Source organism: Streptomyces sp. A5-4 (assembly GCF_051131715.1).
Taxonomy (GTDB): domain Bacteria; phylum Actinomycetota; class Actinomycetes; order Streptomycetales; family Streptomycetaceae; genus Streptomyces.
This window is the reverse complement of record NZ_CP178591.1, coordinates 4,735,024-4,750,810: the sequence shown is the minus strand read 5'-3', so window position 1 is coordinate 4,750,810 and position 15,787 is coordinate 4,735,024. Positions and strand designations below refer to the sequence as shown.

At 70.4% G+C, this 15,787-nt stretch carries 16 protein-coding genes and 1 pseudogene; 9 read left to right on the top strand and 8 right to left on the bottom strand.

Annotated features, from left to right (window positions below):
- Nucleotides 1-140: 140 nt before the first annotated feature.
- From hpt to dacB, 4 genes are all read right to left on the bottom strand, one after another.
- A complete protein-coding gene (gene hpt / locus ACLLJJ_RS22120; protein WP_434594286.1) occupies nt 141-701 on the bottom strand; it encodes a hypoxanthine phosphoribosyltransferase in 561 nt (186 codons plus the stop codon).
- A 20-nt stretch (nt 702-721) separates the two neighbouring features.
- On the bottom strand, nt 722-1,759 hold the full coding sequence (gene tilS, locus ACLLJJ_RS22115) for a tRNA lysidine(34) synthetase TilS (RefSeq protein ID WP_434594284.1): 1,038 nt from the start codon (nt 1,757-1,759) through the stop codon (nt 722-724).
- A 176-nt stretch (nt 1,760-1,935) separates the two neighbouring features.
- On the bottom strand, nt 1,936-3,069 hold the full coding sequence (locus ACLLJJ_RS22110; protein ID WP_434594281.1) for a zinc-dependent metalloprotease: 1,134 nt from the start codon (nt 3,067-3,069) through the stop codon (nt 1,936-1,938).
- Nucleotides 3,070-3,145: 76 nt separating this feature from the next.
- Nucleotides 3,146-4,558 (bottom strand): D-alanyl-D-alanine carboxypeptidase/D-alanyl-D-alanine endopeptidase, encoded by a 1,413-nt coding sequence (gene dacB / locus ACLLJJ_RS22105; RefSeq protein ID WP_434594279.1) that lies wholly within the window; start codon nt 4,556-4,558, stop codon nt 3,146-3,148.
- A gap of 101 nt (nt 4,559-4,659) precedes the next feature.
- Here dacB and ACLLJJ_RS22100 point away from each other — a divergent pair, with 101 nt between their 5' ends.
- Entirely contained in the window at nt 4,660-5,154 is a 495-nt protein-coding gene (locus ACLLJJ_RS22100; RefSeq protein ID WP_283516579.1) for an inorganic diphosphatase, read from the top strand.
- 247 nt (nt 5,155-5,401) lie between these two features.
- Nucleotides 5,402-7,084, top strand: a complete 1,683-nt coding sequence (locus ACLLJJ_RS22095) for a threonine/serine ThrE exporter family protein (RefSeq protein ID WP_434594277.1) — start codon at nt 5,402-5,404, stop codon at nt 7,082-7,084.
- Nucleotides 7,085-7,126: 42 nt separating this feature from the next.
- Here ACLLJJ_RS22095 and ACLLJJ_RS22090 read toward each other — a convergent pair whose 3' ends face one another.
- Nucleotides 7,127-7,822, bottom strand: coding sequence for a DedA family protein (locus tag ACLLJJ_RS22090; protein ID WP_434594275.1), 696 nt, complete (start codon nt 7,820-7,822; stop codon nt 7,127-7,129).
- Between the two features lie 172 nt (nt 7,823-7,994).
- Nucleotides 7,995-8,627, bottom strand: coding sequence for a MerR family transcriptional regulator (locus tag ACLLJJ_RS22085; RefSeq protein ID WP_434594273.1), 633 nt, complete (start codon nt 8,625-8,627; stop codon nt 7,995-7,997).
- 287 nt (nt 8,628-8,914) lie between these two features.
- On the opposite strand from ACLLJJ_RS22085, the gene ACLLJJ_RS22080 reads away from it, so the two are divergent.
- The 6 genes from ACLLJJ_RS22080 to ACLLJJ_RS22055 all read left to right on the top strand — a co-directional run bounded on the left by ACLLJJ_RS22080 (nt 8,915) and on the right by ACLLJJ_RS22055 (nt 12,358).
- Nucleotides 8,915-10,144: a helix-turn-helix domain-containing protein gene (locus ACLLJJ_RS22080; RefSeq protein WP_434594270.1), complete on the top strand. Its 1,230-nt coding sequence runs from the start codon at nt 8,915-8,917 to the stop codon at nt 10,142-10,144.
- Nucleotides 10,145-10,200: 56 nt separating this feature from the next.
- Entirely contained in the window at nt 10,201-10,485 is a 285-nt protein-coding gene (locus ACLLJJ_RS22075) for a hypothetical protein (protein ID WP_434594268.1), read from the top strand.
- A complete protein-coding gene (locus ACLLJJ_RS22070) occupies nt 10,482-10,667 on the top strand; it encodes a hypothetical protein (RefSeq protein WP_434594266.1) in 186 nt (61 codons plus the stop codon). Before ACLLJJ_RS22075 ends, ACLLJJ_RS22070 begins: the two co-directional genes overlap by 4 nt.
- Nucleotides 10,664-10,873 (top strand): hypothetical protein, encoded by a 210-nt coding sequence (locus tag ACLLJJ_RS22065; protein WP_434594263.1) that lies wholly within the window; start codon nt 10,664-10,666, stop codon nt 10,871-10,873. Before ACLLJJ_RS22070 ends, ACLLJJ_RS22065 begins: the two co-directional genes overlap by 4 nt.
- Nucleotides 10,874-11,002: 129 nt before the next feature.
- Nucleotides 11,003-11,464 (top strand): glycine-rich domain-containing protein, encoded by a 462-nt coding sequence (locus tag ACLLJJ_RS22060; protein ID WP_434594260.1) that lies wholly within the window; start codon nt 11,003-11,005, stop codon nt 11,462-11,464.
- A gap of 87 nt (nt 11,465-11,551) precedes the next feature.
- Nucleotides 11,552-12,358, top strand: a complete 807-nt coding sequence (locus tag ACLLJJ_RS22055) for an aminoglycoside phosphotransferase (protein WP_434594257.1) — start codon at nt 11,552-11,554, stop codon at nt 12,356-12,358.
- A gap of 425 nt (nt 12,359-12,783) precedes the next feature.
- Here ACLLJJ_RS22055 and ACLLJJ_RS22050 read toward each other — a convergent pair whose 3' ends face one another.
- Nucleotides 12,784-13,566: a hypothetical protein gene (locus ACLLJJ_RS22050; RefSeq protein WP_434594255.1), complete on the bottom strand. Its 783-nt coding sequence runs from the start codon at nt 13,564-13,566 to the stop codon at nt 12,784-12,786.
- A 157-nt stretch (nt 13,567-13,723) separates the two neighbouring features.
- A pseudogene (locus ACLLJJ_RS22045) lies at nt 13,724-13,897 on the bottom strand (MerR family transcriptional regulator); the annotation flags it as partial.
- 140 nt (nt 13,898-14,037) lie between these two features.
- On the opposite strand from ACLLJJ_RS22045, the gene ACLLJJ_RS22040 reads away from it, so the two are divergent.
- The gene (locus ACLLJJ_RS22040; protein ID WP_434594252.1) at nt 14,038-15,477 is read left to right on the top strand and encodes a glutamate decarboxylase; all 1,440 of its coding nucleotides are present in this window, start codon (nt 14,038-14,040) and stop codon (nt 15,475-15,477) included.
- Nucleotides 15,478-15,787 lie beyond the last annotated feature (310 nt).

The window sequence follows — 15,787 nt, the reverse complement described above, 5'->3', positions numbered from 1 at the left end:
TTCTTCGGACGGTACCCCAGCATTGTCACCCGCGACCGCAGGGGACGGCTGGCGAACCCGCCTTCCCATGCTTCAACGGCGGGAAACGGATAAGGGTTCCCGTCGGATCTCCGTCAGATCCTTGTCCGGTACGGAACGACTCAGCCGCCGTACACGTGCGGGGCGAGCGTGCCGACAAACGGGAGATTCCGGTACTTCTCGGCGTAATCCAGCCCATAACCGATGACGAACTCATTGGGAATGTCGAAGCCGACCCATTTGACGTCGAGGGTGACCTTGGCCGCCTCGGGCTTCCGCAGCAGCGTGCATACATTCAGGGACGCCGGCTCACGCGAACCGAGGTTCGACAGCAGCCAGGAAAGCGTCAGACCCGAGTCGATGATGTCCTCGACGATCAGGACGTGCTTGCCCTTGATGTCGGTGTCGAGGTCCTTGAGGATCCGGACCACGCCGGAGGACTGGGTGCCCGCACCGTAGGACGACACCGCCATCCAGTCCATCGTGACGGGGGTGGACAGCGCACGCGCCAGGTCCGCCATCACCATCACAGCGCCCTTGAGGACGCCGACGATGAGCAGATCCTTGCCCGCGTACTCCGCATCGATCTTGGCTGCCAGCTCGGCCAGCTTCGCGTCGATTTCTTCCTTGGTGATGAGCACCGACTTGAGGTCGGTGCCCATGTCGTTCGAGTCCACCCGCATCACTTTCGTAGTACTTCGGCTCAGCCCTGCCGAATGACCAGTCTGCCACCCTGGCGTCGCGCCTCCACCCGGCCGGGCAGGTTGATGCCTCCCTGCCCGCGCCAGCCGGTGATCAGCCGGTCGACCTCTTCGAGGTGCCGCGCGAAGAGGGACCCGGCCGGGGAGCCCGCCGCGAGGACCGCGCGGCGCAGTACCCGACGGCGTACGGCCGACGGCAGGACATGGAGCTTGGCGCACTCCAACTGGCCGATCTCGTCCCGTACGGAGGCGTCCGCCTGGGCGGCCCAGGCGTCCAGGGCGTCGGCGTCGTCCCGGGACAGCTGCGCCGTACGGGCCAGCGCCTCCACGACGCCCTTGCCGAGCGCCTTCTCCAGCGCCGGCAGCCCGTCGTGGCGCAGCCGCGAGCGGGTGTACGCGGGATCGGTGTTGTGCGGGTCGTCCCAGACGGGGAGCGACTGGACCAGGCAGGCCTTGCGGGCGGTCTGCCGGTCGATCTGGAGGAAGGGCCGCCGGTAACGGCCGGCCGCCCCCGAGACGGCCGCCATTCCGGAGAGCGAGCGGATGCCGGAGCCGCGGGCGAGGCCGAGCAGCACCGTCTCGGCCTGGTCGTCGCGGGTGTGGCCGAGCAGGACAGCGGCGGCGCCGTGGCGCTCGGCGGCGGCGTCCAGCGCGGTGTAGCGCGCGTCGCGGGCGGCGGCTTCGGGCCCGCCGTCGTGTCCGACGGTCACGGCGACGGCTTCGACGGGGTCGAGCCCCAGCGCGTCGAGCCGGCCGACGACCTCCGAGGCGCGCAGATCGGAGCCGCCCTGCAGGCCGTGGTCGATGGTGACGCCGCCGGCCCGGACGCCGAGCTTGGGCGCCTCGAAGGCGAGGGCGGAGGCGAGCGCCATGGAGTCGGCGCCGCCGGAGCAGGCGACCAGCACGAGCGGCGTCGGCGGCGGCTCGTGCGCGCCACCGCGCGAGGCGGCCAGCGCGTGTGCGGGGATGTCTTTCAGTACGTCGTGAAGTACGCGGCGGACCGCCAGGCGTATCGCTGCGACCGCAGGATGGGGACCCATATCCGGTGCCCTTCGGTGAAGTGGGAGGGTGCCTCGGGAGGAGAAGCCAGTCACTCAGAGTGCGTTGATGGTGACAGAGCCGAGCCAATACCCGAGCATTGCACGCCTACCCAGCCCTCACGGTCCCTCGGATGGGTGATTCAAGGGGCGTTCTCCTGCCGTGGGCCGCGCCGGATCTACGACTCTGCCTTACGGTGCACCCGCGCGACCCAGTCCGTCGGTTTGGCGATCTCCGACTTGGTGGGGAGGGTGTTCGGGGAGGTCCAGATCCGGTTGAAGCCGTCCATTCCGACCTCTTCGACCACGGCTCGAACAAAGCGCTCGCCGTCGCGGTACTGACGCAGCTTGGCGTCCAGGCCGAGCAGCTTGCGCAGCGCCTGGTCGAGGCGGCCCGCGCCCTTGGCCCTGCGCTGCTGGAACTTCTCGCGGATCTCGGCGACGGACGGCACCACGTCGGGGCCGACGCCGTCCATCACGAAGTCGGCGTGTCCTTCGAGCAGCGACATGACGGCGGTCAGCCGGCCCAGGATCTCGCGCTGCGCGGGGGTCTGGACGATCTCGACGAGGCTGCGGCCCTCGTCCTCGCCCTCCTCGCCCTCGGGACGGCCGCCGACCAGCGACTGGGCCGCTTCGCGCAGCCGCTCCAGGACGGTCATCGGGTCGACCTCGGTCTCGCCGAGGAACGTCTGGATCTCGCCCTCCAGGTGGTCGCGCAGCCAGGGCACGGCCGTGAACTGGGTGCGGTGGGTCTCCTCGTGCAGGCAGACCCAGAGCCTGAAGTCGTGCGGGTCCACTTCGAGCTCGCGCTCGACGTGCACGATGTTGGGGGCGACGAGCAGCAGTCGGCCGCCGCCGTTGGCCCCGCCCGGGAAGTCACGGCCGGCGGGGGCGAAGGTCTCGTACTGGCCGAGGACGCGTGAGGCGAGGAACGACAGCAGCATGCCGACCTCGACGCCGGTCACCTTGCCGCCGACCGCGCCGATCACGGCTCCGCCGGGGCCGCCGCTCCTGCGTTCCTGCATCTTGTCGAGGAGGGGCTTCAGCAGCTCCCTGAACCCGGCGACGTTCGCCTTGATCCAGCCGGCCCGGTCGACGACCAGGACCGGGGTGTCCTCCGGCTCGTGTCCCTCGGGGATCATCCGCGTGAAGGCGCGCACATGCTCCTCCGCGGCCTTGGCATGCCGACGCAGCTCCGCGACGACGGCCCGGGCCTCGTCACGACTCACGTCGGGGCCGGGCCTAACCAGCCGGGTCGCGGTCGCCACCGCGAGATTCCAGTCGACCATCTCCGCACCACCGATGCTCGTCATGCGTCAACCGTACGTGGTTCAACGCACCGGCGGTGAGGGGTTGCCCACCACCCGCGACCCTGAACTTCCCCGGGGTTCACTTGCGGCCCGGCCGCCCCTCGGAGGGCGCGCAGCCGCAGTTGGCGATGGTGGAGGCCAGCCGGTCCAGGGCGGACTGGGCCGCAGCGGGGGTCGTGGCGCCCGAGGAGAGGAACGCGAAGGAGAGGAGCCGGCCGTCCGCGTCGACGACGGTGCCGGCCAGGGTGTTGACGCCGGTGAGGGTGCCTGTCTTGGCGCGGACCATGCCCGTACCCGGTGATTCCTCGCGGTAGCGGCTCTTGAGGGTGCCGCTGAACCCGGCCACCGGAAGGCCCGTCAGCACGGGGCGCAGGCCGGGTCGGGCCGGGTCCGTGGCGCGGGCGAGCAGTTGGGCCAGAAGAGCCGCGGAGACGCGGCCGGCCCGGTCGAGGCCGCTGCCGTCCGCGAATCGGGCTCCGGACAGCGGCAGTTCCAGCTTCCTCAGCCGGGATTCGACCGCCCGGCCGGCTCCTTCGAAGCTCGCGGGCTGACCGGACGAGAGGGCCGTATGGCGGGCCAGGGCCTCGGCGATGTCGTTGTCACTGTGGGTCAGGGCGCGCTCCACCAGGGCGGAGAGCGGCTCGGAGAAGGTCTTGGCGACCGGCTCTGCGCCCTTCGGTGTCTTCCCCCTGGCCGGGTCGCCCTTGGCCTTGATGCCGCGCTCGCGCAGCAGCTCGGCGAAGGCACGGGCGGCGTCGCCCGCGGGGTCGCCGGTGCGGGGGGCGGGGCCGCTGTGGGAGCCGTCGAGCCGGCCCTCGTCGAGCATGAGCGCGCTGACGGGGCTGATGTTCTCGTTGGGGCCGATGGGGTGAAGCTCGGGTCCTGAGTAGAGCGTCGTGTCGTACGAGATCTCCGCCTCGCCGACACCGCGGTCCTTCAGCACCCTGGCCGTGTCGTCGGCGAGGGCGCGCAGTCCGGCCCGGCCGAGCGTCGGGTCGCCGCCGCCGACCAGCGTGACCCGTTTGCCGTCGGGGACGGCGGTGACGGTGGTGGCGATGCGGTGGTCGGGGCCGAGCGCGGAGAGCGCGGCGAGGGTCGTGGCGATCTTGATGGTGGAGGCGGGGGTCATCGGGTCGCGGGCCCCTCGCCCGTACACCTGGGTGCCCGTCGCGGTGTCGATCACCGAGGCGGTGCGGACCGTGCCGAGAGTGGGGTCGTCGCGCAGCAGCGGCCCGAGCGCGTCGGCGACGCCGCTCTTGGCGGCCGGCGGCACGGGGGCGCCCAGGGCGGCGAGTACGCCGGCGGCGCTGGGGGCGGGCGCGGGGGCGTCGCGCGCCGGTGTGTCGTGATGTGCGCCACCCGTACGGTCCTGGGAGGCAGCCCACTCCCGCTCGGCCTTACGCTGACCGGAGTCCCAGGGGCCTGCCGCGGCCACCGTCCCGGCAGACAGGGAGAGACCGACCACGGCGGCGCCCGTCGCGAGCTGCCACATTTTCCACTCCGGCACTGCGGACCAGCCCCTTTCGCAACCACACACCTGCGTGAGGGACACTTAACCACCCGAAGTATGTGCTGATCATGGAGGAGCCACCCGTGGAGTTCGACGTCACCATCGAGATCCCGAAGGGTTCGCGGAACAAGTACGAGGTGGACCACGAAACCGGTCGGATCCGCCTTGACCGTCGACTCTTCACCTCGACCAGTTACCCGGCGGACTACGGCTTCGTCGAGAACACCCTCGGCGAGGACGGCGACCCGCTGGACGCCCTGGTCATCCTGGAGGAGCCGACCTTCCCGGGCTGTGTCATCAAGTGCCGCGCGATCGGCATGTTCCGGATGACGGACGAGGCCGGTGGCGACGACAAGCTGCTCTGTGTCCCGGCGTCGGACCCGCGCGTCGAGCACCTGCGCGACATTCACCATGTCTCGGAGTTCGACCGCCTGGAAATCCAGCACTTCTTCGAGGTCTACAAGGACCTGGAGCCCGGCAAGTCGGTGGAAGGCGCCGACTGGGTCGGGCGCACCGAGGCCGAGGCCGAGGTCGAGGCCTCGTACAAGCGCCTGCAGGCGCAGGGTGGGCAGCACTGACAGGGTTCGAACCGACGAGCCCAGGCTCGTCCGGCAGCGCGGCGGGCGGTGCACCCCAACGGGGGTGCGCCGCCCGCCGCGTGTTGGGTCCTGCGTGACCTGAAGGCCCGCGTCCGCATACTGGGCCTGCGGGCGAGCGAGATGATCACGACGTACGACGCGAACGCACGACGTACGAGCACACGACGTGCGAGTACTGAAACAAGCACGACGGCAAGAACGAGCAGGGCAAGGAGCGGGGCAAGTGGTGGCTGAGCCGAAGCGCGGCTGGGGGGCCGACGACAACGGGCCCGAGGACCGCAAGCCGCAGTCGGACGAGGCGCGCAGCGCCTTCACGCCGCCGTCCGGCGGATGGCAGCCCGAGCCGGCCGAGGAGGAGCATCCGACCTCGGAGTTCGCGCTGCCGCAGGGGATGACCGCCGAACTGCCCGCCCTCCCCGAGGCGTCGGCGTTCGACACACCGAGCACGTACAGCGTCCGCAACGCGCCCACCTTCACCCCGGCCCACGGCATCCCCGTGATCCGGCTGACCAAGGAGGCGCCCTGGCAGGACCGGATGCGGACCCTGCTGCGCATGCCGGTCGGCGACCGGCCCGTGACGGAGCCGGTGCAGCGGCACGACGACGCCGGGCCCGCGGTGCCGCGCGTACTCGACCTGACCCTGCGTATCGGCGAGCTGCTGCTCGCCGGCGGTGAGGGTGCCGAGGACGTCGAGGCGGCGATGTTCGGGGTGAGCCGGGCGTACGGGCTCGACCGCTGCGAGCCGAACGTCACCTTCACCCTGCTGTCGATCTCCTACCAGCCGTCGCTGGTGGACGACCCGGTGACGGCCAGCAGGACCGTGCGCAGGCGGGGCACCGACTACACGCGACTGGCGGCCGTCTACCACCTCATCGACGACATCACGTCGCCGGACACCGACGTCACGCTGGAAGAGGCGTACCGCACGCTGGCCGAGATCCGCCGTAACCGCCACCCGTACCCGGGCTGGGCCCTGACGGGCGCGAGCGGGCTGCTGGCCGGTGCGGCCTCCGTGCTCGTCGGCGGTGGCCCGGTGGTCTTCCTGGCGGCGATGGTCGGCGCGATGCTCGGCGACCGGCTCGCGTGGGTGCTCGCGGGGCGCGGGATCCCGGAGTTCTACCAGTTCGTGGTCGCCGCGATGCCGCCCGCCGCGATAGGGGTCGCGCTCACGCTGGCGCCCGCGACCTCGCTGTTCGACACCCAGCCGTCCGCCGTCATCACCGGTGGGCTCTTCGCGCTGCTGCCGGGGCGGGCCCTGGTCGCGGGCGTGCAGGACGGCCTGACCGGCTACTACATCACCGCGTCCGCGCGACTGCTCGAAGTCATGTACTTCTTCATCGCGATCGTCATGGGCGTGCTGATCGTGCTCTATCTCGGCCTGCAGCTGCACGCCGAGCTGCACCCGGCCGCGGCCCTGCAGGGCACCGAGCGTCCGGTGACCCAGATCCTCGCGTCGATGCTGCTGTCGTTCGCCTTCGCCATCCTGCTCCAGCAGGAGCGCAACACCGTACTGATGGTGACCCTGAACGGTGGGGTGGCCTGGCTCATCTACGGTGCGATGAACAACGTCGGCGGGATCTCACCGGTCGCCGCCACCGCCGTCGCCGCCGGTCTGGTGGGCCTCTTCGGCCAGCTGTTCTCGCGCTACCAGTACGCGTCCGCGCTGCCGTACGTGACGGCGGCGATCGGTCCGCTGCTGCCGGGCTCCGCGACGTACTTCGGTCTGCTCGGCATCGCGCAGAACGACCTGAACGCCGGGATGGCCTCACTGTCGAAGGCCGCCGCGCTGGCGCTGGCGATCGCGATCGGGGTGAACCTGGGTGGCGAGATCTCCCGGCTGTTCCTCAAGACTCCGGGGACCGGCCGGGGAGCCAGCCGCCGCGCGGCCAAGCGGACGCGCGGCTTCTAGCGCCTACGGGACTGCGGCTCTGCGGCCGCGCGGTGCGGGGCCTCAGCGCTTGGCGTGGCGGCCGCGCGAGGTCGGGGGCAGCCCGTCCTGACCGTCGGCCGCGGCTGCCGCCGCCTTCTTGTTCTTGCCGCGGGCGCGCAGGAACTCGATCGCGATCGGCAGCACCGAGATCAGCACGATGCCGATCAGGATCGCCTCGATGTTCTCGTGGACGAACTTCACGTTGCCCAGGGCGGCGCCGAGCAGCGTCACGCCGGCGCCCCAGAGCACACCGCCGATGACGTTGAACGTGATGAACGAGCGGTAGTTCATCTTGCTGACGCCGGCGATGATCGGCGTGAACGTCCGCACGACGGGCACGAAGCGGGCCAGGATCAGGGACTTGGGGCCGTACTTCTCGAAGAACTCGTGCGCCTTCTGGACGTTCTCCTGCTTGAAGAGCTTGGAGTCGGGCCGGTTGAAGAGCGATGGGCCGACCTTGCGGCCGAAAAGATAGCCGACCTGGTCACCGATGACGGCCGACAGGACGACGAGCACGCAGACCAGCCACAGCGGGGTGTCGAGCACGCCCGTCGTCACCAGGATGCCGGTGGTGAAGAGCAGCGAGTCGCCCGGCAGGAAGAAGCCGATGAGCAGACCCGACTCCGCGAAGACGATGAGCAGCAGACCTGCCAGCCCGAACTGCTCCAGCAGGTAGTTCGGCTCAAGCCAGCTCGGTCCGAGCGACAGCGTATTCACGGGTACCGGGCTCCAGGGTGGGATCGTCAGCGGCGGGTCTGCTGCCAAAGCTACAACGTGGCCGGGCCCCGCCTGGTTCCAGTGTTCCCCTGGCAATCCCCGGGCTCCGGCCCGGGTGCGGCCCCGCGCGTGTCCGCGTGCGGGCGTCCCCTCGTGTCGCCCGTGTGTGGCCTCACACGGCGCGGACGGCGTTCGCCAGCATCGCCTCCCGCTGGAAGGCCGCCAGACCTGGCTTGATCCGGTCGATGTTCCGCGTGAAACGTTCGTCGGCGACGTACATCTCGGCCAGTCCGACGTGGATCTCGTAGCCGCACGCGTAGTGGTTGGCGCTGATCCAGCCGCGGTGCGCCTCGGCGACATCCATCGCCGCCGGGGACTCGGGCTCGGCGCCGGACTCCATCAGGGCGACGAAGCGGCGGGTGATGGCGTCGGCCTCGGCCTGGATCCGCCGCCAGTCCTCCTTGGTGTACGACGCGGTACGGCGCCGGGACTCGCGGTACGCGTCGGAGCCGCCCCAGCGCTCCTCGGCCTCCCGCGCGTACGCGTCCGGGTCGTGGTCCCCGAAGACCTCGAACTTCTCCTCAGGGGTGAGACCGATGCCCATCTTCCTTGCCTCCATGGCTGTTTCGACGGCGGCGGCCATCTCCCGCAATGTGCCGATCCGGGCGGACAGCAGCGCGTGCTGACGCCGCAGGTGGTCCTGCGGGTCCGTGGCGGGATCGTCCAGGAGGGCCGCCACCTCGTCGAGCGGGAAGCCGAGCTCCCGGTAGAACAGGAACCGTCCGCTTGATCGTCTGACCTGCACTGTTCCCCTAAGAGCCCGGTTGACGTGCGAAAACTACGTTCAGTAGTTGCCGCCGTTTTCCGGGCTCTTCCCCGTCCTTGTGCCCTGAGTGTGCCCTCGGGGCACAAGGGCGCGCCGCTGGTTTTCCGGGCTCCGCGCCCGCCGTGCGCGACGGCTGGCCGTACTCACTCCACAGCGCCCCATCGGCATGGGTACCGTTCTGAGGGATGAGCCCGACCGGATGGAGCCGTGATGCCCTGCCGACCGCTTGAGCACCGTCGGCCCGCCACCATGTGGGGAGTGCGCTGATGTTGGAGGAAGCCGAAGAGATCGGCCGTCGCGTCCGTCGTGCGCGGCTCCTCCTCGGGATGCCGCAGGCCGACCTCGCCGCCGCGCTGGGCAAGACACAGGGCTGGGTGTCGAAGATGGAACGCGGCCTGATCGAGCTGGACCGCGTGGGCCTGTTGAACCTGCTCGCCGCCGAGCTGCACGTACACCCCAACGACCTCATCGGCCGTCCGTACAGCAGCAGTCCCAGCGAGAATCAGTGGCAGGTCTCTGCGGCCTCGATCCTGCGCGAGCTGCGCCGCTACGACCTGACGCCGGTATTCGACGGCGACCCCCGCGCCTCTGGCGAGCTGTGGCGTGAGATGACCCGGCTGCACCGCCTGCGGGACGCTGCGGCCAACGTCGCGATCCTGCGGACACTGCCCGACCTGCTGCGCGAGGCGCGTGCCCTCGCCGAGGTGGCCACGGGGCACGAGCGCGAAGAGGCGTACTCGATTTACGCGATCGCCTGCAAGTTCGCCCACACCGCCGCGCACGCCCTCGGGCACCCCGAACTGATCGCCATGGCGGCCGAGCGCGCCGCGTGGTCGGCCCGCCTGTCCGGCGACCCCGTGATGCCTGCCCTCGCCGACTGGATGCGCGTGTGGGACATGTGGGCAACCGCCGATTGGGCCGACTCGCTCACGCTCTCGGACAAGGCCATCGCTGGAGTGCAGCGCGACTACGAACGCGGTGATCCGCTCGCCGTACGGATGTGGGGAACCCTGCAACTCCGCGCCGCTGTCTCCGCTGCACGCGGGGGACAAGCCGCTGAGACAGAGGAACGCATCGGCCACGCGAAGACGGCAGCGGAGCGGATGAGCGGCTACCAGGGACCGCCTGTCTACGATCGCCATTCCGTGACGTTCTCGCCGGGCAACGTGCACGTTCACGCCATCAGTGTGGCGCTCGAAATGGGCGACCAGACCAAGGCTCTCGCCATAAACCGCCGCACCGAACCCGAGGTGATCGTCGCCCTGCCCAACTCCCGCCAGGGGCACCACCATATGGACCTCGCCCGAGCCTGGCTGTGGGACGGAAGCCGCGACCGCGCCCTCGCCGAACTGGAGGCGGCCGAGCGGATCGCCCCTCAGCTCGTACGCAATCACCCCGTCGCCCGTGCGACCCTGCGCGGCATCGTCTACGCCGAGCGGACCGTGACGCGCGAGAAGCTGCGGCGCATGTCCGACCGCTTCCACCTGGACGGATGAGGGCGGTATTCCTCCGATTCATATTGAGCCCGTGACGCGCTCCTAGCTTCATAGGCATGACCGGACGAGCTTCCCCTCATCTCCCTTCCCAAGGCGCCGAGCTTCCCCTCATCTCCCTCCAAGGCGCCGAGTTGGGCACGGCGGCCCCGTTCTACCCCCGCCTCGGCGACCTTGCCCGCGATACCGCCCATGGTGACGAGATCGGCGTCGTGGTCGCCCTGCCCGGCGAGGGGCGACGGACCTACCTCCTGCGCCCGCCCGGTGGCGGCGCCGAGTGGTCCGCTCCGACCGACGGCACCCTGCGACCTGTCCCGGCACAGGCACACACGTCTCGACCATGAAACGCGACGTGGCGTACGACCATCGCGCGCAGCAAGGCGGCCTGCCCGTGCTCGTGCACTACGAGGACGGCGGTACAAGCGAGTCGCTGCTCGTCCTGACTCCGGACCAACTGGAGTGGTGCAGCTACCAGATTGGCCGCATCCTCGAACTCCGCGACAAGGCCCGCAAGGGCCGTCTGTGAACCCCCGCCACGCAACCCACAGCCCCTCGACGCGTGATCCGCTGGGCATCGTCCTGGGCTGGTTATGGGCCCTCGGCATGGCTGCCGGGTTCATCTCCCTCGCCGCCACAGTCGACAGCGCCCTCGCCGACCGAGGGGCCCATGCTCCCACGCTGACCATGCCCGATCCGGGCGCAACGCTCCTCCAGAACTCCCCGCCCGCCTGATGGTGCCTGACACACAACCCAACAGGCGGGCGGGGTTTCACCTCGGCCCGCGTCGCCCCGCGCGCGGCTCCGGCCCCGGTGCTGCTCCACACACGTCCGACGCACCACCACATCCAGGAGGTAAGGACCGTGACCGTCGTACAGGAACGTCCCGCGACCGACGCCCGAACGCTGATCCGTCCAGAGCTGCGGGCAACTCTCGCGTCCAACATGCGCGCCAAGTTCCCGGAGATGACCGAGGACCGGGCGCAGCGCGGCATCGGGCAGATGCTCGCCTTCCTCGCCGCAGGCGCCCACAGCCCTACCCCGCTCAGCCCTTCACCGCTGGTGGATGACTTCTGGCACGCCTTCCTGCTGCACACCAAGGCGTATCAGGAGTTCTGCGCGGGGACGCTCGGGAAGTTCGTCCACCATCAGCCCGGATTCCTCGACAAGGAGGAGCACGGCGGCGGCAAGGCCCTGCGCGCCCGCACCGTGGACACCATCGTGTCGGCCGGGTACGTGGTCGACATGGAGTTCTGGCCTGAGCTGGACATCGCCGACTGTTCGCAGTGTCATGCGAACTGCCACAACAGCCCCAAGCACGCCTGACACGACCCTGCGGCCGGTCCCTGGCCTGTGCCACCCTGTGTGGCCAGGCCGGGACCGGCTTCCGTTCTGCACGAGGAGAAACACCGGGTGGACCGCACCGCATGGACTGAACTCCCCCTCGCCACACGGCAGGCCGTCGAGGCCCACACCGAACGGGTAGGGCAGGCCGAGACCGCCACCAACGGTGTGATGTCCCCCCTCGCGTGCACGCTGCGCAGCGCGTCGGGCCCCGTGTTCGTCAAGGGCACCCGACTCGACGACCCATCCGCTTGGATGTACCGAGCAGAGGCGCGCGTGAGTGATCACGCGCCGCTCGCCCCCCGCCCGCTCTGGCAGGTTGAGGCAGGCGGATGGCTGCTCGTCGGGTACGAGTTCCTAGTCGGCCATCACCCCGACCTCGCCCCCAACTCCCCCGACCTGCCCCCGCTCGTCGACGCGCTCAACACCATGTCTGCCGCACCCTGGCCCGCATCAGTTCCGCGCAAGAAGCCGCTACGTGTCCGGTGGGCCGCCTTCCTCCCCGAGGACCGCGCCCACGATCTCGACGGCAACTCGCTCGTCCACACGGACACGTCCGCGCTGAACATGCTGGCCACACCTACCGGAATCAGACTGGTCGACTGGGCACTCGCCTGCCCGGGGCCCAACTGGGCCGATACGGCGTTCACCGTCCTACGGCTCATCCACGCGGGCCACACTCCCGAGCGGGCCGAGGAGTTCGCGCAGCAGCTCCTCGCTTACCGCATGGCCCCGCCAGACGCAGTGACCACCTTCGCCCACACGGTCCGCGCCGTCTGGGAGAGCCGGGAGAGGTCAGATCCCGCGCCGCATCGCGCAGCGTTGATCGCTGCCGCGCGCGCTTGGGCTGAGCATCGCGAACTCGCCGTGTCGTGACGGCGCGGGACTGGCGTTCCCGCGCGGGAGGGCTGGCGGCCGGTCGCGGGCGCATTCGGGCCTCAGCATTGTCAGTGGGGCGCTGTATTCGCGCGCGCCCGCGCGCGCAAGGACACGACCGGTCGCAGCGCAACGTTTTGGTGCGTCGCCGGGGGACGGCAGGGACGCGGGGGACGCACTTTCCTGGCTGCTCTCTCCCTTCTTCCCCCTTCTTCTCATCAGGACAGAGAGGAGAGGGGGTTACGGCGTCCCCTGCGTCCCCCTGACGGGGCAGTTCGTCCGCTTCCGCAGGCAGGGGCGGGAAGTTGCGGAGACGCTGCGCCGTGCGGGGCGCGTCCCCTGCCGTCCCCTGCGCGTCCCCCGAGAGACGGCTGCGCCCCGGGCGGCGGGTTGCCGTTCCGGGGCGCGTCGAGGGCGAGTGGCGGTCATGTCGGCGGGGCGTAGGTCACGGACCACACCTTGCCGTTCTTGTTGCTGCCCGAGGTGCGGGCCACGTGGATACCTCGGGAGCGGAGTGCGGGGGCAACCTGGCGGATGCGGGCGCTGAGTACGGCGGGCGTCTTGGGCCAGCCGTCGGCGAGGCCGCGCCCGTCGCTGCCGAGCAGCCGGTGAAGCTCGGCCATGGTGCCCGTCCAGCCGTCGAGCGGGAAGGCGTGGGAAGTGGTCCACTCACGCAGTGCGGCGGCGACCGGGTGCCCGTCGAGGACCGTCTCGTTCAGCGCGTCCTGTGTGGCGTTGAACGCGTCGAGGCTGTGCCAGCCGGTGACCCGGTCGAGGGCGTGCAGCAGCTCGGCGAAGTCGGCCAGGCGCGGGCGTTCGGTCAAGTCGGCGGCGGCGTGCGGAAGTTCGGCCCATACCGTGGCGGCGAGGTCGAGCAGCGCGCCGAGGATGCGCGGGTGCGCCTGCTCGTACGCGGCCCACAGAGTGCGTGCGGTGCGCCGCTTGTGCCGGGGGATGGGGGCGAGTTCGAGCGGCAGCATGCGCTCGGCGAGGTCGTTGCGCAGGGCGCCGAGGTCAATGCCTGCGAGCAGTACGGGGCGTTGGTAGGTGATCACGTTCACGTCGTCGTCGGTGTACAGCGCGCGGGTCACCTGCGCATCGCCCGTGACGATGCGGCACAGGGCGTCGGAGAGCCAGCCGGGCAGGCCCGAGAGGTTGTCGAGGGCGAGTACCCATCCGGCGGCGGTGGTCGGCCCGAGGTCGCGCAAGTTCTCGGGTGCCTGGCGCAGCGGGGCGCGGGCGCCCTCTGTGGCCCAACCAGGAGGACACGACACGGGACGCCGTCGAGGCCGTTCTCGGCGCCGATGTGCCCTCGAAGTGCCCTCAGCCCGTCACGGGTGGTACATCAGCGCAGGTCAGCGCCATAAGCCACCGGTAGAACAGGATCTGCTGCAGCCGGTCGAGGTCGGCGTCCTTATAACGCCGGTGGCCCGCGTGGCTGCGACCGCCCGGGGAGAGCAGGGCGATCTCGTCGTAGTGGTGCAGGGTGCGCACCGTCACTCCGGCGAACCCCGCGACCTGCCCCACGGAGTAGCTCACGGCTCCCGCTCCTTCGCTGTAGGTGTCTCTCGTGTGTGCGTCTTTCGCTGTACGCGTCTCAGCCTGGGCCCTCACGTCACGTGAGGTGCAAGCCCTCACGCCGCACGATTGCGCGTCTTATGTCCCGTTATGGTGGGCGCATGGCACTTCACCAGGGCGGTCAGCGGCACCCGAACGGCAAGACCGGCGGGGCCGAGGGGACCAGCGAGCAGTACCGCAGGCTTTCGCTCAACCCCTTCTACGGCGCGGCCGACCCGATTGGCGCCATGGAGTCGGCCCCGCCCACGCACCGGCTCCCCGACAGCCCCGTGGCGCCCTCGACGGCGTACCAGCTGGTCCACGACGAGCTGATGCTCGACGGCAACTCCCGGCTCAACCTCGCCACCTTCGTCACCACCTGGATGGAACCCCAGGCGGACGTCCTGATGAGCGAGTGCCGCGACAAGAACATGATCGACAAGGACGAGTACCCGCGCACCGCCGCGCTGGAGCAGCGCTGCGTCGCCATGCTCGCCGACCTGTGGAACGCACCGGACCCGGCGACCGCCGTCGGCTGCTCGACGACCGGGTCGAGCGAGGCCTGCATGCTCGCCGGCATGGCGCTCAAGCGCCGCTGGGCCAACCGGAACGCGGACCGCTATCCGGGCAGCGCCAGGCCGAATCTGGTGATGGGCGTCAACGTCCAGGTCTGCTGGGAGAAATTCTGCAACTTCTGGGAGGTCGAGGCGCGGCAGGTCCCCATGGAGGGCGATCGCTTCCACCTGGACCCGCAGGCCGCGGCCGACCTCTGCGACGAGAACACGATCGGCGTGGTGGCCGTGCTCGGCTCCACCTTCGACGGCAGCTACGAACCGGTCGCCGAGATCTGCGCCGCGCTCGACGCGCTCCAGGAGCGCACGGGGATCGATGTGCCGGTGCATGTCGACGGGGCGTCGGGCGCGATGATCGCGCCGTTCGTCGACGAGGACCTGGTGTGGGACTTCCGGCTGCCGAGGGTGGCCTCCATCAACACCTCGGGGCACAAGTACGGCCTGGTCTACCCCGGGGTCGGCTGGGCGCTGTGGCGCTCCCCCGCCGAGCTGCCCGAGGAGCTGGTCTTCCGGGTCAACTACCTCGGCGGCGACATGCCGACCTTCGCCCTCAACTTCTCCCGGCCCGGCGCGCAGGTGGTCGCGCAGTACTACACGTTCCTGCGGCTCGGCCGGGACGGCTTCCAGGCCGTGCAGCGGACGACCCGGGACGTGGCCATGGAGCTCGCGGAGCGGATCGAGGAGCTGGGCGACTTCCGGCTGCTGACCCGGGGCAACGAGCTGCCGGTGTTCGCGTTCACCACGGCGCCGGAGGTACGCAATTACGACGTCTTCGACGTGTCGCGGCGGCTGCGGGAGCGGGGATGGCTGGTGCCGGCGTACACCTTCCCGGAGAACCGGCAGGACCTGTCCGTCCTGCGGATCGTGTGCCGCAACGGCTTCTCGGCCGATCTGGCGGCGCTGCTGCTCGAAGCACTCCGGGACTCGCTGCCGGAGCTGCGGGCGCAACCGGAGCCGGTGGGACGCGCGAAGTCTTCGTTCCACCACTGAAGTGGGGTGGAGCGGCGGGGCCCCGGGTGCGGTGCGGGTGCGGCGGGCGGGTGCGGCGGGCGGGCCGCTGCGCGTGGCTAGTCCCCTACCCGCCCCTTCCCGGCCATTCCCGGCCATTCCCGACTGACACTTCTGGAGTGGTCGGGACATGGCGGCATCCACGCAGGCAAGCGGTCTAGGAATTCCCTGCCCCTTACAGAGGGCATGGAGCCGATGCCCGTCTCTCACGGAACCTGGAGAGGGCGGATGCGGGCTGCTGCTCGTATCCGCCCTCACCGGCGCCTGGGCGTCAAGGACCGCCGCGTCGAAA

Bases quoted from the DNA above. Each gene is read 5' to 3' on its own strand.
- dacB (WP_434594279.1), bottom strand. From the start codon at position 4,558: ATGTGGCAGCTCGCGACGGGCGCCGCCGTGGTCGGTCTCTCCCTGTCT.
- ACLLJJ_RS22110 (WP_434594281.1), bottom strand. From the start codon at position 3,069: ATGACGAGCATCGGTGGTGCGGAGATGGTCGACTGGAATCTCGCGGTG.
- hpt (WP_434594286.1), bottom strand. From the start codon at position 701: ATGCGGGTGGACTCGAACGACATGGGCACCGACCTCAAGTCGGTGCTC.
- ACLLJJ_RS22040 (WP_434594252.1), top strand. From the start codon at position 14,038: ATGGCACTTCACCAGGGCGGTCAGCGGCACCCGAACGGCAAGACCGGC.
- ACLLJJ_RS22070 (WP_434594266.1), top strand. From the start codon at position 10,482: ATGAAACGCGACGTGGCGTACGACCATCGCGCGCAGCAAGGCGGCCTG.
- ACLLJJ_RS22075 (WP_434594268.1), top strand. From the start codon at position 10,201: ATGACCGGACGAGCTTCCCCTCATCTCCCTTCCCAAGGCGCCGAGCTT.
- ACLLJJ_RS22080 (WP_434594270.1), top strand. From the start codon at position 8,915: ATGTTGGAGGAAGCCGAAGAGATCGGCCGTCGCGTCCGTCGTGCGCGG.
- tilS (WP_434594284.1), bottom strand. From the start codon at position 1,759: ATGGGTCCCCATCCTGCGGTCGCAGCGATACGCCTGGCGGTCCGCCGC.